Raw genomic sequence first — 13,293 nt, forward strand, 5'->3', positions numbered from 1 at the left:
CGAAGGCGGGCTGAGGCGGGGCGTGACCGCCGGGCTTCAGGCCCGGCGGTCACGTTCAACCGTGATGGATGTGCTCGACGGATTCGAAACCCTCTGTCGTCATCCCGGGCTCGCTAAAAGCGAGAACCCGGGATGACGACGGAGGGTGAGGCTCGTTCAAGCGAGAGACTTGTCCCGGTTGCGAAACCCGCACAACGCTCCGCGCTTGCCCGAAGCCGTGGTCGCGCTCGACGCGAGCTTCGGAAGCTCCCTCACACCTGATCGAAATCCACCGTCACCCGCCCGGAGGTCGGCCGGGCCTGGCAGGTGAGGACGAAGCCGGCCTCCACCTCCCAGGGCTCGAGCGAGTAGTTCACCTCCATGGCGACGCTGCCGTCGACCACCTTGGCGCGGCAGGTGCAGCACATGCCGCCCCGGCAGGAATAGGGCAGGTCGAGGCCGGCGCGGATCGCGGCGTCGAGCACGGCCTCGCCCTCCGCCACCGGCACCTCGGTGGCGATGCCGTCGGTGATGACCGTGGCGAGCGCCGCCGGTGCCGCCGTCGCGGAGACCGGGCGGGCGGCGCGGGCGCGGCCGGGCTCGGCGGGCGTGAAGCGCTCGACGTGGACGCGCTCGCGCGGCAGGCCGAGCCCCAGCAACGCGCCCTCGACCGCGTCGATCATCTCGCTCGGGCCGCACACGAAGGCGTGGTCGACGAGCGCCGCCGGCACCACGTTGCGCAGGAAGAGCGCCGCCTTCTCGCCGTCGAGGCGGCCATTGAGGATCGAGAGGTCCTGCGTCTCGCGGGAGAGGACGTGGAAGACCGAGAGCCGGTCGAGGAAGCGGTCCTTCAGGTTCTCCAGCGCCTCGCGAAAGAGGATCGAGCCGGTGGCGCGGTTGCCGTAGAACAGGAAGAAGCGGCTCTTCGGCTCGGCGGCGAGCACGGTGCGGATGATCGACAGGATCGGGGTGATGCCGGACCCCGCCGCGAAGCCCACGAAGGTGCGGGCCTCGTCGGGGCGGATCTCGACGCCGAAGCGGCCCATCGGGGGCATCACCTCGATCTCGTCGCCGGGCGCGATCGCCTCGTTGGCGAAGCTGGAAAAGAGGCCGCCCTCGACGCGCTTGATCGCCACCCGCAATTCCGGCTCGCCGACGCCGGAGCAGATCGAGTAGGAGCGGCGCACCTCCTCGCCGTCCACATTCGCCTTCAGGGTGAGGTACTGGCCGCAGGCGAAGCCGAAGGCCTCGCGCGCCTCCTCCGGCACCGCGAAGGCGATCGAGACGGCGTCCGGCGTCTCGCGGCGGATGTCGGCGACGCGCAGGCGATGGAAGCGGGGGGTCATCGGCGCCTCAGATGCACTTGAAGTAATCGAACGGCTCGCGGCAGGCCCGGCAGCGCCACAGCGCCTTGCAGGCGGTGGAGCCGAACTCCGAGACCTTCTCGGTCGCGGACGAGCCGCAATGCGGGCACGTCACCCGCTCCTCGCCGAACAGCGCCCGGCGCGAGGCTTTTCCCGCCGGCGGGGCGATACCGTAGGCGGTGAGCTTGGCCTTGCCGGCCTCCGTCATCCAGTCGGTGGTCCAGGCAGGCGACAGCACGAGGCGCACCCGCGCGTCGGGGATGCCGGCCTGCGCCAGCGCGGTCTGCACCTCGATCCCGATCACGTCCATCGCCGGGCAGCCGGAATAGGTCGGGGTGATCGCGACCTCGACCCGGCCGTCGGCGACGGTCACGTCGCGCAGGACGCCGAGATCCGCGATGGTGAGGACCGGGATCTCGGGGTCGCAGACCGTCGCCGCCGCCGTGTGCGCGCGCCGGGCAAGATCGGCCTCGGCGGGGGTCACCAGGTCGCTCCCGGATGGGCGCGCTGCAGGTATTGCAGGTCGGCCAGGATGAAGCCGAGATGCTCGCTGTGGCGCCCGGCCCGCCCGCCGCTCTGCATCCAGCCGCCGGCGGGGCGCGTGAGCGTGGCCTCGGTCAGGATGTGGTCGAGGGTAGCGTCGAACTCCACCCGCAGCGCCCGCGGGTCGGGCAGCGTGCCGGCCTCGATCAGCGCCGCCTCGGCGGCGTCGACCTCGAACAACTCGCCCGTGTAGGGCCACAGCTCGTCGAGGGCGGCGCGGGCGCGCTGGTGGCTCTCGTCGGTGCCGTCGCCCAGCCGGATCAGCCACTCGCCGGAATGGCGCAGGTGGTAGGCGGTCTCCTTCTCGGCCTTGGCGGCGATGGCGGCGAGCGTCGCGTCGCGGGACGAGACGAGCGCGCGATAGTAGGGGTCGATGAAGGCCGAGAACAGGACCTGGCGCACGATCGTCCCGGCGAAGTCGCCGTTCGGCTGCTCGACCAGCAGGCAGTTGCGGTACTGCCCGGCCTCGCGACGATAGGCGAAGTCGTCCTCGGTCAGCCCCTCCCCCGCCACCTCCGCCGCATAGGTGTAGAACGAGCGGGCCTGGCCGACGCAGTCGAGGGCGATGTTGGCGAGCGCGATGTCCTCCTCCAGCATCGGCGCGTGGCCGCACCACTCGGAGAGCCGGTGCCCGAGGATCAGCGCGTCGTCCGCCCGTCGCAGGATGCCGGCGAGGAGCGGGGTCTCGGTGAGGCTGAGGGAGGTGGTGGGCATGGGGGCCTTGGGCAATCGGATCGCACCGGTGACGGATGAGGCGCGGGCACTCTCCTCTCCCCGCGGGTGGGGAGAGGGGGCAACCCGCGCCTTATCCTCAGGAACGCGGGCCTCTGCCCTCACATGTGCCCGACCTCGTCCGGCACCTCGTAGAAGGTCGGGTGGCGGTAGATCTTCGAGGCGGTGGGCTCGAACATCACGTCCTTGTCGGCCGGGTCCGAGGCGACGATCGCCGCGGAGGGCACGACCCAGAGCGACAGCCCCTCGCCCCGGCGCGTGTAGACGTCCCGGGCGGCCTGGAGCGCCATCGCGGCATCCGCCGCGTGGAGCGAGCCGACATGCTTGTGCGCCAGGCCGTTGCGGGAGCGGATGAACACCTCCCAGAGCGGGATCTTCTGCTCGGGCATCGTCGCCTCCCTCACGCCGCCTGCGGCACGGCATCGGCCTGCGCCGCCCGGCGGGCGCGCTTCTCGGCATGGGCCATCGCCGCCTCGCGCACCCAGGCGCCGGCGGCGTGGGCGTCGCGGCGCTGCTTCATGCGCTGGCGGTTGCAGGGGCCGTTGCCGGCGAGCACCTGCTTGAACTCCTCCCAGTCGATCCGACCGTAGCGCCAGTGGCCGGCAGCCTCGTCGTAGGCGAGGTCGGGATCGGGGAAGGTCAGGCCGAGGTACTGGCCCTGGGGCACCGTCGCGTCGACGAATTTCTGGCGCAGCTCGTCGTTCGAGAAGCGCTTGATCTTCCACTTCGCCGACTGGTCGGAGTGCTGGCTCTCGGCATCCGGGGGCCCGAACATCATCAGGCAGGGCCACCACCAGCGGTTCAGGGCGTCCTGGGCCATCGCCTTCTGCTCGGGCGTGCCGCGGCAGAGGGTCAGCATGATCTCGTAGCCCTGGCGCTGGTGGAAGCTCTCCTCCTTGCAGACACGGATCATCGCGCGGGCATAGGGCCCGTAGGAGCAGCGGCAGAGCGGGATCTGGTTCATGATCGCCGCGCCGTCGACCAGCCAGCCGATGGCGCCGATATCGGCCCAGGTCAGGGTCGGGTAGTTGAAGATCGAGGAGTACTTCGCCCGGCCGGCGAGCAGCTGGTCGAACAGCTCCTCGCGGCTGGTGCCGAGGGTCTCGGCGGCCGAGTAGAGGTAGAGCCCGTGGCCGGCCTCGTCCTGCACCTTCGCGAGGAGCGCGGCCTTGCGCTTGAGCGTGGGCGCCCGGGTGATCCAGTTGCCCTCCGGCAGCATGCCCACGATCTCGGAATGGGCGTGCTGCGAGATCTGCCGGGTCAGGGTGCGCCGGTAGGCCTCCGGCATCCAGTCGTTCGGCTCGATCCGCTCCTCGGCGTCGATCCGCGCCTGGAACCGGGCGGCCCGGTCGGCGTCCTCGGGACTGCCGACCGGAACCGCGTTCTCTCTGGCGTTCAGGGCCTGCGTGTACATGGCCGCGCCTCCCTAGGCTTTATGAGCCTCAATATGTCACGGAATTTCTGGATTGCAAGATTTTTCGTAACACGTTGCGGTGCGCCATCCGCTCAGGCGCGCCGGCCTCAGGCGGCGAAGCGCGCCGCGAAGGCCGGCCCGGGCGGCGGCAGCGGGCCGGTGTCGCTGACCGCGTGGGCGTCGAGCCAGGCTTCCGCCGCCGGCGCGATGGCGCGGTAGAGCGTGGCGCAGAGGGCGCGCGCCGCGGTGCCCGGCCAGTCCTCGGGCAGCAGGTCGGCGGGCAGCAGCGGGTCCTTGAGGACGGCGCGGCGGTACTCGTGGATCAGCAGGATGCGCAGCACCAGGGCATCGAGGCCCACCGGCCGCTCCACCGCCACGGCCTCGCCGGCCGCCGCGAAGGTCGCGACGAAGCGGGCGTAGCGCTCGCCCACCTCCGCCACCGGCCAGGCCCGGGCGGCGAGGCGGCGGGCGGTGGCCGGGTCCTCCGGCCGGGCGGCGAGGCGCAAGGCGCCCTCCCCCGCCGGCACCGTGGCCGCCGTCCCGATCATCAGGTCGGGCCCGAGGCTGCCGTAGCCGGCCGCCGCGAACTCCGCCCGCGCGGCGCCGGCCTCGTCGAGGACGAGGAGATCGAAGGCGCCGGACCAGGCCGGGGCCGCCGGGCCGTAGATCCGCGCGGTCGCCCGGGCGAAGGCGGCGGCACCGGTGCCGGTCAGGCGGTAGAAGCTGTTGCGGCCGAGCTTCCAGCGCTCGAACCAACCGTCGGCGACAAGGCGCGACAGGGCGGTGCGCACTACCCCGTCGCCGATGCGGAAGGCCCGGGTGACGGCGAGCAGCGATTCCAGCGACAGCGCCCCGCCCCGCGGCACCACCGCGTCGCCGAAGACCGTGACCACCAGGGAGCCGGCGCGGATCGGCGTACGGGCATGAAAATGGTCGATGAGCGGCGCGAGGAGGTCGGCCATCCGGATCCCTTGAGAGCGAAGCACCGCGATAGCGGCGCCAGGCCGATCCTGTCGAGGCGGCCGGCTTGACCAACCGGCCGGTCGGTCAATAATGGGCCGGAGATAATGGACATAGAACAGACGGGAGGACGCCATGCGGCTGGAGAGCTACGTCCAGGGACGCTGGATCGCGCCGGGAGGAGACTGGACCGGCATCCGCAGCGCCGTCACGGGCGCGGTGGTGGCCGAGGTCGGCAGCGGCGGCCTCAGCATGGGCGAGGTGCTGGACCATGCCCGCCGGGTCGGCGGTCCGGGCTTACGGCGCCTCACCTTCCACCAGCGCGCCGAGATGCTGAAGCGGCTGGCCGCCTATCTCAACGAGCGCCGGGACGGGCTCTACGCCCTGTCGCACCAGACCGGCGCGACCCGCACCGACAACCTGATCGACATCGACGGCGGCATCGGCACGCTGTTCGTCTACGCCTCGAAGGGCCGGCGCGAACTGCCGAACGCCACATTCCTGATCGACGGGGCGGTGGAGCCGCTGTCGCGCGGCGGCAGCTTCGTGGGGCGCCACGTGCTGACCTCCCGCACCGGCTGCGCCGTCCACATCAACGCCTTCAACTTCCCGTGCTGGGGCCTCCTGGAAAAGCTCGCCCCGGCGATCCTCGCCGGCGTGCCGGTGGTGACGAAGCCCGCCACCATCACGGCCTACGTCGCCCACGCCCTGGTGCGGCTGATCGCCGAATCCGGCATCCTGCCCGACGGCGCCCTGCAATGCGTGGTCGGGCCGACCGGCGACCTGTTCGACCACCTCACCGGGCAGGACGTGGTGTCGTTCACCGGCTCGGCCGAGACGGCGCAGAGGCTCCAGCGCCATCCCGTCATCGCCCGCGAGGCGGTGCACTTCGTGGCCGAGCGCGACTCGCTCAACGCCGCGATCCTAGGGCCCGATGCCGGCCCCGGCACGCCGGAATTCGACCTCTACATCCGCGAGGTCGCCAAGGAGATGACCGTCAAGGCCGGGCAGAAATGCACGGCGATCCGCCGGGCGCTGGCGCCCCGCGCCCACGTCCCGGCGGTGATCGAGGCCCTGGGCCAGCGCCTCGCGCAGGTGCGGATCGGCGATCCCTCCCGGGACGACGTGCGGATGGGGCCGGTGGTGGGCCTGGCGCAGCGCCGCGACGTGCTGGCCCGGGTCGAGGCGCTGAAGGCGGAGGCCGAGCTGGTCTTCGGCGATCCCGCCCGGGTTATGGTCGAGGGAGCCGACCCCGAGACCGGCGCCTTCCTGCCGCCACTCCTGCTCCACTGCGCCGACCCGCTCCGGGCCCGGCAGGTGCATACGCTTGAGGCCTTCGGCCCGGTCTGCACGGTGATGGGCTATGACGGGCTGGAGGAAGCGGCAGCGCTCGCCAATCGCGGCGAGGGCAGCCTCGTCGCCTCGCTCTACACCCACGATCCGGCGGCCGCGGCGGAGCTGGTCTTCGGCGTCGGCGCCTATCACGGCCGCCTCGTCGTCATCGACCGCGACTGCGCCAAGGAGCAGACCGGCCACGGCTCGCCGATGCCGCACATGATGCACGGCGGCCCCGGCCGGGCCGGCGGCGGCGAGGAGCTCGGCGGCGTGCGCGCCCTCAACCACTACATGCAGCGCACGGCGCTGCAGGGCTCGCCCGCCATGCTGAGCCGGATCACGCAGAGCTGGATCAAGGGCGCGCCGGAGACGATCCTCCCCGAGCATCCGTTCCGCTGCCACTTCGAGGACCTCGAGATCGGCCGCAGCTTCCACTCGGCCGAGCGGGTGATCACGCTCGAGGACATCGAGCACTTCGCCCACTTCACCGGCGACACCTTCTACGCCCACATGAGCGAGGAGGCGGCGAAGGGCCATCCGTTCTTCCCCGGCCGAGTGGCGCACGGCTACCTGCTGCTCTCCTTCGCGGCCGGCCTGTTCGTCGATCCCGATCCGGGCCCGGTTCTCGCCAATTACGGCCTGGATTCCTTGCGCTTCCTCAAGCCGATCCAGCCCGGCGAGGCGATTCGGGTGCGGCTGACCGCCAAGGAGAAGTCGCCCCGCAACGCGCAGTACGGCGAGGTGCGCTGGGACGTGGAGATCCAGACGGCCGCGGGCGAGACGGCGGCGACGTATGAGCTGCTGACGATGAACGCGATGCGGGGTGCGTGAGGGACGCCTCGCGCCCCCCTCTGTGGCAGGGCTGTCCGGGGAAAACGAATAGGCACGGGAATTCTCCTCACCCCGCGGGCGGGGAGAGGGCTTCGGTGACCTCGTCGTCACCGGAGCGAGCCGCGAACCGCAGGTTCGCCGCGAGGGTGAGGGGTGTTCCCGGAGGAGTCTCACGCGTCGAGACTCCCTCACCCTCGCTTCGGCTACGCCTCCGCTTCTTTCGCCCCCGACCAAGTGGGCGAAAGCCTCTCCCCTCCCGCGGGGAGAGGAGAATTCCCGCGCTTATTCCTTTCCCGGACAGCCCTGCCTCTGCGGGGGACGGTTCAGGAGCAAGCCTTGCGAGCACGGCTCACCCGAACCGCCCCGCCCGCAATGCCTCCACCTCCACGTCCGGCCTCCGCCCCGCCAGGAGATCCGCCACGATCTGGCCCGTCCCGGCGCTCTGCGTCAGTCCGAGATGCCCGTGGCCGAAGGCGTAGATCACCCGCGGGCTCGCCCGCGACGGGCCGATCACCGGCAGGCTGTCGGGGAGCGAAGGGCGAAAGCCCATCCACTGCCGGCCGCCTCCGGTGTCGAGGCCCGGCAGGAAGGCGGCGGCCTTGCGCAGCATCGCGTCGGCGCGGGCGAAGTTGGGCGGCCGGCGGAGGCCGCCGAACTCGACGGCGCCGCCGACCCGGATCCCGGTCGCGAGCGGCGTGACCACGAAGCCGTGCCCGCCGAAGGTCAGCTGGCGGCGAAGATCGAAGGCTCCGGGCGGCAGGGTGGTGTTGTAGCCGCGCTCGGTGTCCAGCGGCACCCGGTCGCCGAGGCGCCGGGCCAGCTCCCGCGACCAGGCGCCGGCCGCGAGCACGCAGGCGTCGGACGTCAGCGTCGCGCCGTCGGCCAGCGCCAGGCGCACGCCGTCGCCGTCCGGCGCGATCCCGGTCACCTCTCCCTTCGTGAGCGCGGCGCCCCTCGCCGTGACGTCGGCGTGGAGCGCGAGGGCGAAGCGGTGGGGATCGTCGACCGTCATCCAGTTCGGCGTGAAGGTGCCGGCGGCGAACCGCGGCGACAGGCCGGGCTGCAACGCGGCGAGGCGGTCGCCGCGGACGTGCTCGAAGGCGATGCCCTCCCGCTCCCGCGCGGCCCAGCCGGGCTCCGCGGCGGCAAGCTCCGCCTCGCTCTCGTAGAGTTCGAGGTTGCCGTCGTGGCGCAGCCGCCCGGACAGGCCGGCCGAGGCCACCATCGCGTCCATGGCCCGGGCGGCGAGCCGCATCAGCCCGGCCTGGACCGCCGTGGCGTGCCGGTGGCGGTCGGGCAGGCTGGCGCGCCAGAATCGCAGCAGCCAGGGGGCGATCCGCGGCAGGTAGGCCGGCGGCAGCGCCAGCGGCCCGAGGGGATCGAGGACCCAAGCGGGCGCACGCCGCAGGATGCCGGGCGAGGCGAGCGGCAGCACGTCGGTGAAGGCGAGCGCCCCGGCATTGCCGAAGCTCGCCCCCTCGGCGACGCCGCCGCGCTCGATCAGCCGCACCCGCCAGCCCTCGGCGAGGAGGTGGTGGGCGGTTGCGAGGCCGACGATGCCGGCGCCGACGATCGCGACCTCGCGGGGCAAGGCGGCTCCCTTACGCGGCGAGCTTCAGGGTCGGGCGGCGCTCCAGGGCGATCCGCACGATCGCCTCGACGGCGGCCCGGCGCTCACCCGAGAGGGGCTTCCTCGGCGCGCGGACATGCTCGGTCGAGCCGATCGCCAGCGCCTCGGCGAGCTTGATGTTCTGGACCAGGAAGGTCGAGACGTCGAGGTCGAGGAGCGGGCGGAACCAGCGGTAGATCTCGAGGGCCTCGGCGGTCCGCCCGGCCTTCATCAGCCGGTAGATCGCCACGGTCTCGTCCGGGAAGGCGCAGACCAGACCGGCGACCCAGCCGACGGCGCCGACGCTCAGCGCCTCGAAGGCGAGGTTGTCGACGCCGGTCAGCACCGCGAAATGGTCGCCGAAGTGGTTGATGATCTCGGTGGTGCGGCGGATGTCGTCGGAGGATTCCTTGATGGCGACGAAGCGCGGGTCGGAGGCGAGCCGCTCCATGATCCGCACCGTCACGTCGACCCGGTAGGCGACGCGGTTGGAGTAGATCATCACCGGCAGGTCGCCGGCGGCGGCGACCGCGCTCAAGGTCGCGACGGTCTCGTCCTCGTCGGTGTGGTAGATCGGGCTCGGCACCACCATCAGGCCGGCGGCGCCGGCCTTGGCGGCACGGGCCGCCAGCGCGCAGGCTTCGCGGGTGCCGGCCTCGGAGACGGTGAGCAGGACCGGATGGGCGCCCGCGACCGACAGGGCGGTCCGCAGGACGTCGAGGCGCTCGTCGGGCGACAGCATCGGGCCCTCGCCCAGCGAGCCGCAGACGATGAGGCCGTCGCAGCCCGCCCCCATCTGGAGGGCGAAGCAGCGCTCCATCTCGGCGTGGTCGAGCTCGCCGTCGGGGGTGAACTTGGTCGTGACGGCGGGGATGACGCCTTTCCACATGGGTCGTGTCTCCTGTGTTTTCTTCGGGAGGGTGGTCGGTTTCGGGATGTGGGTCGAGGGGGTCACGCCACCTCGGCGACCGGGGGACGCTCGGGCTCCGGGAGCGGGCGGACGGACCGGGCGGTCCGGCGGTGGCGCAGGTGCAGCCACTCGCCGACGACGCCGCGGCGGAAGAACGAGACGCAGAGGATGAAGATCAGGCCGATCACCACCGTGACGAGGTCGCCGATGGTGGCGAGGTAGTTCTGCAGCCCGACCACCAGGGCGGCGCCGACGAGCGGCCCGAACAGGGTGCCGACGCCGCCGAGCAGCGTCATCAGCACCACCTCGGTCGAGGTGTGCAGCGAGACGTCGTTGAGCGAGACGAGGCCGAACACCAGCGCCTTGAGGGCGCCGGCATAGCCCGCGAGCGCCGCCGAGAGCACGAAGGCGAGGAGCTGGAAGCGCGCGGCGTCGTAGCCGAGGGAGACCGCCCTGGCCTCGTTGTCGCGCACCGCCTGGAGGATCTGGCCGAAGGGCGAGTGCACCACCCGGTCGATGAACAGGAAGCCGGCGGCGAACAGGGCCAGCGCGACGTAGTACATCGCGGTGTCGGACGAGAGGTCGACGAGGCCGAGAAGCGTGCCGCGCGGGATGCCCTGGAGGCCGTCCTCGCCTCCGGTCCAGCGGAACTGCACCGCCAGGAAGTAGACGATCTGCGACAGCGCCAGGGTGATCATCGCGAAGTAGATGCCGCGCCGGCGGATCGCCAGACCGCCGATGGCGAAGCCGACGAGGGCGGATGCCGCGACGCCCGCCGCGAAGGCCGCCGGCACCCCGAGCGGGTGGGCGCCGAACCGGATCATCAGCGCGCCCGTCACGTAGCCGGCGGTGCCGAGGAACGCCGCGTGGGCGAAGGAGACGAGGCCGGTGAAGCCGAGCAAGAGGTTGAACGCGCAGGCGAACAGCCCGTAGGCCATCACCTTCATGACGAAGATCGGGTAGATCAGCCCCGGCACCATCGGCACCAGGAGCAGCAGCGCGACGAGGCCGGCGAAGAGATGCTTGGTGGTCATCGTCTCGGTCCTCACGCCTCGCGGCCGAACAGGCCGGCCGGGCGCAGGAGCAGCGCCAGGGCCATGATCACGAACACCACCACGGTCGAGGCCTCCGGGTAGACCACCTTGGTCAGGCCCTCGATCAGCCCGAGGCCGAGGCCCGTCAGCATCGCGCCGAGGATCGAGCCGAGGCCGCCGATCACCACCACGGCGAACACGATGTTGAGCAGGCTCCCGCCCATCAGCGGGGTGACCTGCATGATCGGGGCGGCCAGCACCCCGGCGACGCCGGCGAGCGCCACCCCGAAGCCGTAGGTCAGGGTGATCATCACCGGCACGTTGATGCCGAAGGCCTGGAGCAGGCGCGGGTTCTCGGTGCCGGCCCGCAGGTAGGCGCCGAGCTTGGTGCGCTCGAACAGGTACCAGGTCGACAGGCAGATCAGCAGCGAGGCCGCGACCACGAAGACCCGGTACTTCGGCAGCAGCATGAAGCCGACATCGACCGGGCCCTGGAGGATCTCCGGCGGCTCGTAGCCCTGGCCCGAGACGCCGAAGGCGTAGCGGAAGCCTCCTTCCATCACCAGCGCCACCCCGAAGGTGAGGAGCAGGCCGTAGAGGTGGTCGAGGTGGTAGAGCCGGCGCAGCAGGGTGCGCTCGATCGCCATGCCGAAGACCGCGACCAGGGCCGGGGCCAGCACCAGGGCGAGCCAGAAATTCACCTGCAGGTCCGGCTGGCCGAGCCAGGGCCCGACCTGGGTCAGCCCGATCCAGGCCAGGAACGCCGCCATCATGAACTGCGCCCCGTGGGTGAAGTTGATGATATTGAGCAGCCCGAAGATGATCGCCAGCCCCATGCTCAGCATGGCGTAGAAGCAGCCGCCGATGAGCCCGATGGTGAGCTGGGCCAGGAAGGCCTGGAGTGTGATGTCCGACATGGGCGCACCGGGGAGACTTGAGCGGGAGGTTTCAGGATCACTCCTCCCCCCCTCTACGGGGGAGGGTGGCCTGCGGAGCAGGCCGGGAGAGGGGACGCCGCTTCCGGAGAGGCCGCGCCCGTGGTGACGGGCGCCACTTCCGGCGCCGTCGCGCTCCCCTCTCCCGCCTCCGCGGAGGGGGGAGGGTCTGGCGGCAGCGCTACCCCCGCGCGTTCAGCGGGCAGGCGTCGCTCGGCTTCGGATAGACGTCGTCGCCCTTGAGCACCGCCTTGACGTGGTAGAAGTCCCAGTCGCGCTTCGATTCCGCCGGCTTCTTCACCTGGAGCAGCAGCAGGTCGTGCACCAGGGCGCCGTCGGCGCGCAGGCGCCCATTGCGGATCACCGCGTCGTCGATGGTCATGCCGCGCAGCTGCGTCATCACCGCGCCGGCCTCGTCGGTGCCAGCGGCGTTGATCGCCTTCAGATAGCTCAGGACCGCCGAGTACACCGCGGCTTGCGAGGCGCTCGGCATCCGCTTCATCTTGGCGAAGTACTTTTCGGCGAATGCGCGCGAGCGGTCGTCGTAGTCCCAGTAGAACGCCTCGGTCAGGTACATGTCCTGCGCCTTGGCGAGGCCGAGGCTCTTCACGTCGGTGATGTAGGTGAGGAGCGGTGCGATCACCTGCTTGTCGCTGCGGCCGATGCCGTACTCGGCGGCCTGCTTGACGGCGTTGATGGTGTCGCTGCCGGCATTCGCGAGCGCGATCACCTGGGCGCCGGTCGCCTGCGCCCTCAGCATGTAGGAGGAGAAGTCGCCGCCCGGAAAGGGATGGCGCGCGACGCCCAGCACCTTGCCGCCCTCGGCCTCGACCACCGCGGCGGCGTCCTTCTCGAGCGAGTGGCCGAAGGTGTAGTCGGCCGTGACGAAGGTCCAGCTCTTCTTCCCCGCCTTCAGCAGCGCCTTGGCGGTGCCCGCGGCGAGGGCGTAGGTGTTGACCATCCACTGCGCATTCAGGGGCGAGCACTTGTCGGTGATCGCCGCCATGGCGACGCCGGCCGAGAGCATGGTCACCCGGTTCTTCTGCTTGGCGATCTCCATCACGGCGAGCGCCGTCGAGGAGGTCGGGAAGTCGGCGATCATGTCGACCTTGCCCTGGTCGAACCACTCGCGGGCGAGGTTCGCCGCGATGTCGGGCTTGTTCTGGTGGTCGGCGGCGACGAGCTCGATGGGTGCGCCCCGCACCTTGCCCCCCATCTCGTCGATGGCGATCTGCGCCGCGACCGCCGAGCCGCGGCCGGTGAAGTCGGAGTAGATCCCCGACAGGTCGTTGAGGATGCCGACCTTGACGACTCCGTCGCTGATCGCGTCGGCGGCGAGCGCCCCCGACGTCAGGCCTGCGAGCGACAGCCCGAGGGCCCACCCGATGACACGCGACCGCATGATTCCCGCCTCCTTGTGATCTGCCTGAACGACGCCTGCTTTTTCTCGGGGACGGGCTCTCGAACCCGTCCGGTATCGTTGGTCAAACACCGGTTCTTGCACCCGCCGCGTCAGTCCGGAGCCGAGCAGCAGAGCCCGGACTGCCGAAGGCACGCCCAGACCCGCCGACGGTTCAGGACTAAGGTGGAGAGCGTCCCGTTATCCTCGCGAAGACCTGAGTGTCCGGATCCCGGGCTCCGCTTCGC

At 71.3% G+C, this 13,293-nt stretch carries 12 protein-coding genes; 1 reads left to right on the forward strand and 11 read right to left on the reverse strand.

The features are described from left to right. Positions 1-251 precede the first annotated feature (251 nt). The 6 genes from paaE to VQ02_RS11175 form a co-directional block, all read right to left on the reverse strand. Positions 252-1,325, reverse strand: a complete 1,074-nt coding sequence (gene paaE / locus VQ02_RS11150) for a 1,2-phenylacetyl-CoA epoxidase subunit PaaE (RefSeq protein ID WP_048444265.1) — start codon at positions 1,323-1,325, stop codon at positions 252-254. 7 nt (positions 1,326-1,332) lie between these two features. Beyond that, complete coding sequence (gene paaD / locus VQ02_RS11155) at positions 1,333-1,830, reverse strand: 1,2-phenylacetyl-CoA epoxidase subunit PaaD (RefSeq protein WP_048444276.1); 498 nt, start codon at positions 1,828-1,830, stop codon at positions 1,333-1,335. After that, positions 1,824-2,600: a 1,2-phenylacetyl-CoA epoxidase subunit PaaC gene (gene paaC / locus VQ02_RS11160; protein WP_048444266.1), complete on the reverse strand. Its 777-nt coding sequence runs from the start codon at positions 2,598-2,600 to the stop codon at positions 1,824-1,826. Before paaC ends, paaD begins: the two co-directional genes overlap by 7 nt. A 119-nt stretch (positions 2,601-2,719) precedes the next feature. Further along, positions 2,720-3,007 (reverse strand): 1,2-phenylacetyl-CoA epoxidase subunit PaaB, encoded by a 288-nt coding sequence (gene paaB / locus VQ02_RS11165; RefSeq protein ID WP_048444267.1) that lies wholly within the window; start codon positions 3,005-3,007, stop codon positions 2,720-2,722. An 11-nt stretch (positions 3,008-3,018) separates the two neighbouring features. Further along, positions 3,019-4,032 (reverse strand): 1,2-phenylacetyl-CoA epoxidase subunit PaaA, encoded by a 1,014-nt coding sequence (gene paaA / locus VQ02_RS11170; protein ID WP_048444268.1) that lies wholly within the window; start codon positions 4,030-4,032, stop codon positions 3,019-3,021. 107 nt (positions 4,033-4,139) lie between these two features. Continuing rightward, positions 4,140-4,994, reverse strand: coding sequence for a PaaX family transcriptional regulator C-terminal domain-containing protein (locus tag VQ02_RS11175; RefSeq protein ID WP_048444269.1), 855 nt, complete (start codon positions 4,992-4,994; stop codon positions 4,140-4,142). A gap of 133 nt (positions 4,995-5,127) precedes the next feature. On the opposite strand from VQ02_RS11175, the gene paaZ reads away from it, so the two are divergent. Next, a complete protein-coding gene (paaZ, locus tag VQ02_RS11180) occupies positions 5,128-7,158 on the forward strand; it encodes a phenylacetic acid degradation bifunctional protein PaaZ (protein ID WP_048444270.1) in 2,031 nt (676 codons plus the stop codon). Between the two features lie 349 nt (positions 7,159-7,507). Here the strand turns inward: paaZ and VQ02_RS11185 are convergent, their stop codons facing one another. From VQ02_RS11185 to VQ02_RS11205, 5 genes are all read right to left on the reverse strand, one after another. Next, entirely contained in the window at positions 7,508-8,749 is a 1,242-nt protein-coding gene (locus VQ02_RS11185) for an NAD(P)/FAD-dependent oxidoreductase (protein WP_048444271.1), read from the reverse strand. Between the two features lie 10 nt (positions 8,750-8,759). Then, positions 8,760-9,656 carry a dihydrodipicolinate synthase family protein gene (locus VQ02_RS11190; protein ID WP_048444272.1) on the reverse strand — a complete coding sequence of 299 codons (897 nt, stop codon included), beginning with the start codon at positions 9,654-9,656 and terminating at the stop codon, positions 8,760-8,762. Between the two features lie 62 nt (positions 9,657-9,718). Continuing rightward, complete coding sequence (locus VQ02_RS11195) at positions 9,719-10,711, reverse strand: branched-chain amino acid ABC transporter permease (RefSeq protein ID WP_048444273.1); 993 nt, start codon at positions 10,709-10,711, stop codon at positions 9,719-9,721. Positions 10,712-10,722: 11 nt separating this feature from the next. Further along, on the reverse strand, positions 10,723-11,628 hold the full coding sequence (locus VQ02_RS11200) for a branched-chain amino acid ABC transporter permease (RefSeq protein WP_048444274.1): 906 nt from the start codon (positions 11,626-11,628) through the stop codon (positions 10,723-10,725). A 199-nt stretch (positions 11,629-11,827) separates the two neighbouring features. Further along, positions 11,828-13,048 carry an ABC transporter substrate-binding protein gene (locus tag VQ02_RS11205; RefSeq protein ID WP_048444275.1) on the reverse strand — a complete coding sequence of 407 codons (1,221 nt, stop codon included), beginning with the start codon at positions 13,046-13,048 and terminating at the stop codon, positions 11,828-11,830. Positions 13,049-13,293: the final 245 nt, after the last annotated feature.

Origin of the sequence: Methylobacterium variabile, from assembly GCF_001043975.1 — a bacterium.
GTDB classification, from domain to species: domain Bacteria; phylum Pseudomonadota; class Alphaproteobacteria; order Rhizobiales; family Beijerinckiaceae; genus Methylobacterium; species Methylobacterium variabile.

What these genes read in the sequence shown, in the direction of transcription:
- paaE (WP_048444265.1), bottom strand. Translation starts at nt 1,325, where the DNA reads ATGACCCCCCGCTTCCATCGCCTGCGCGTCGCCGACATCCGCCGCGAG.
- paaC (WP_048444266.1), bottom strand. Translation starts at nt 2,600, where the DNA reads ATGCCCACCACCTCCCTCAGCCTCACCGAGACCCCGCTCCTCGCCGGC.
- paaB (WP_048444267.1), bottom strand. Translation starts at nt 3,007, where the DNA reads ATGCCCGAGCAGAAGATCCCGCTCTGGGAGGTGTTCATCCGCTCCCGC.
- paaA (WP_048444268.1), bottom strand. Translation starts at nt 4,032, where the DNA reads ATGTACACGCAGGCCCTGAACGCCAGAGAGAACGCGGTTCCGGTCGGC.
- VQ02_RS11175 (WP_048444269.1), bottom strand. Translation starts at nt 4,994, where the DNA reads ATGGCCGACCTCCTCGCGCCGCTCATCGACCATTTTCATGCCCGTACG.
- paaZ (WP_048444270.1), top strand. Translation starts at nt 5,128, where the DNA reads ATGCGGCTGGAGAGCTACGTCCAGGGACGCTGGATCGCGCCGGGAGGA.
- VQ02_RS11190 (WP_048444272.1), bottom strand. Translation starts at nt 9,656, where the DNA reads ATGTGGAAAGGCGTCATCCCCGCCGTCACGACCAAGTTCACCCCCGAC.
- VQ02_RS11195 (WP_048444273.1), bottom strand. Translation starts at nt 10,711, where the DNA reads ATGACCACCAAGCATCTCTTCGCCGGCCTCGTCGCGCTGCTGCTCCTG.
- VQ02_RS11200 (WP_048444274.1), bottom strand. Translation starts at nt 11,628, where the DNA reads ATGTCGGACATCACACTCCAGGCCTTCCTGGCCCAGCTCACCATCGGG.
- VQ02_RS11205 (WP_048444275.1), bottom strand. Translation starts at nt 13,048, where the DNA reads ATGCGGTCGCGTGTCATCGGGTGGGCCCTCGGGCTGTCGCTCGCAGGC.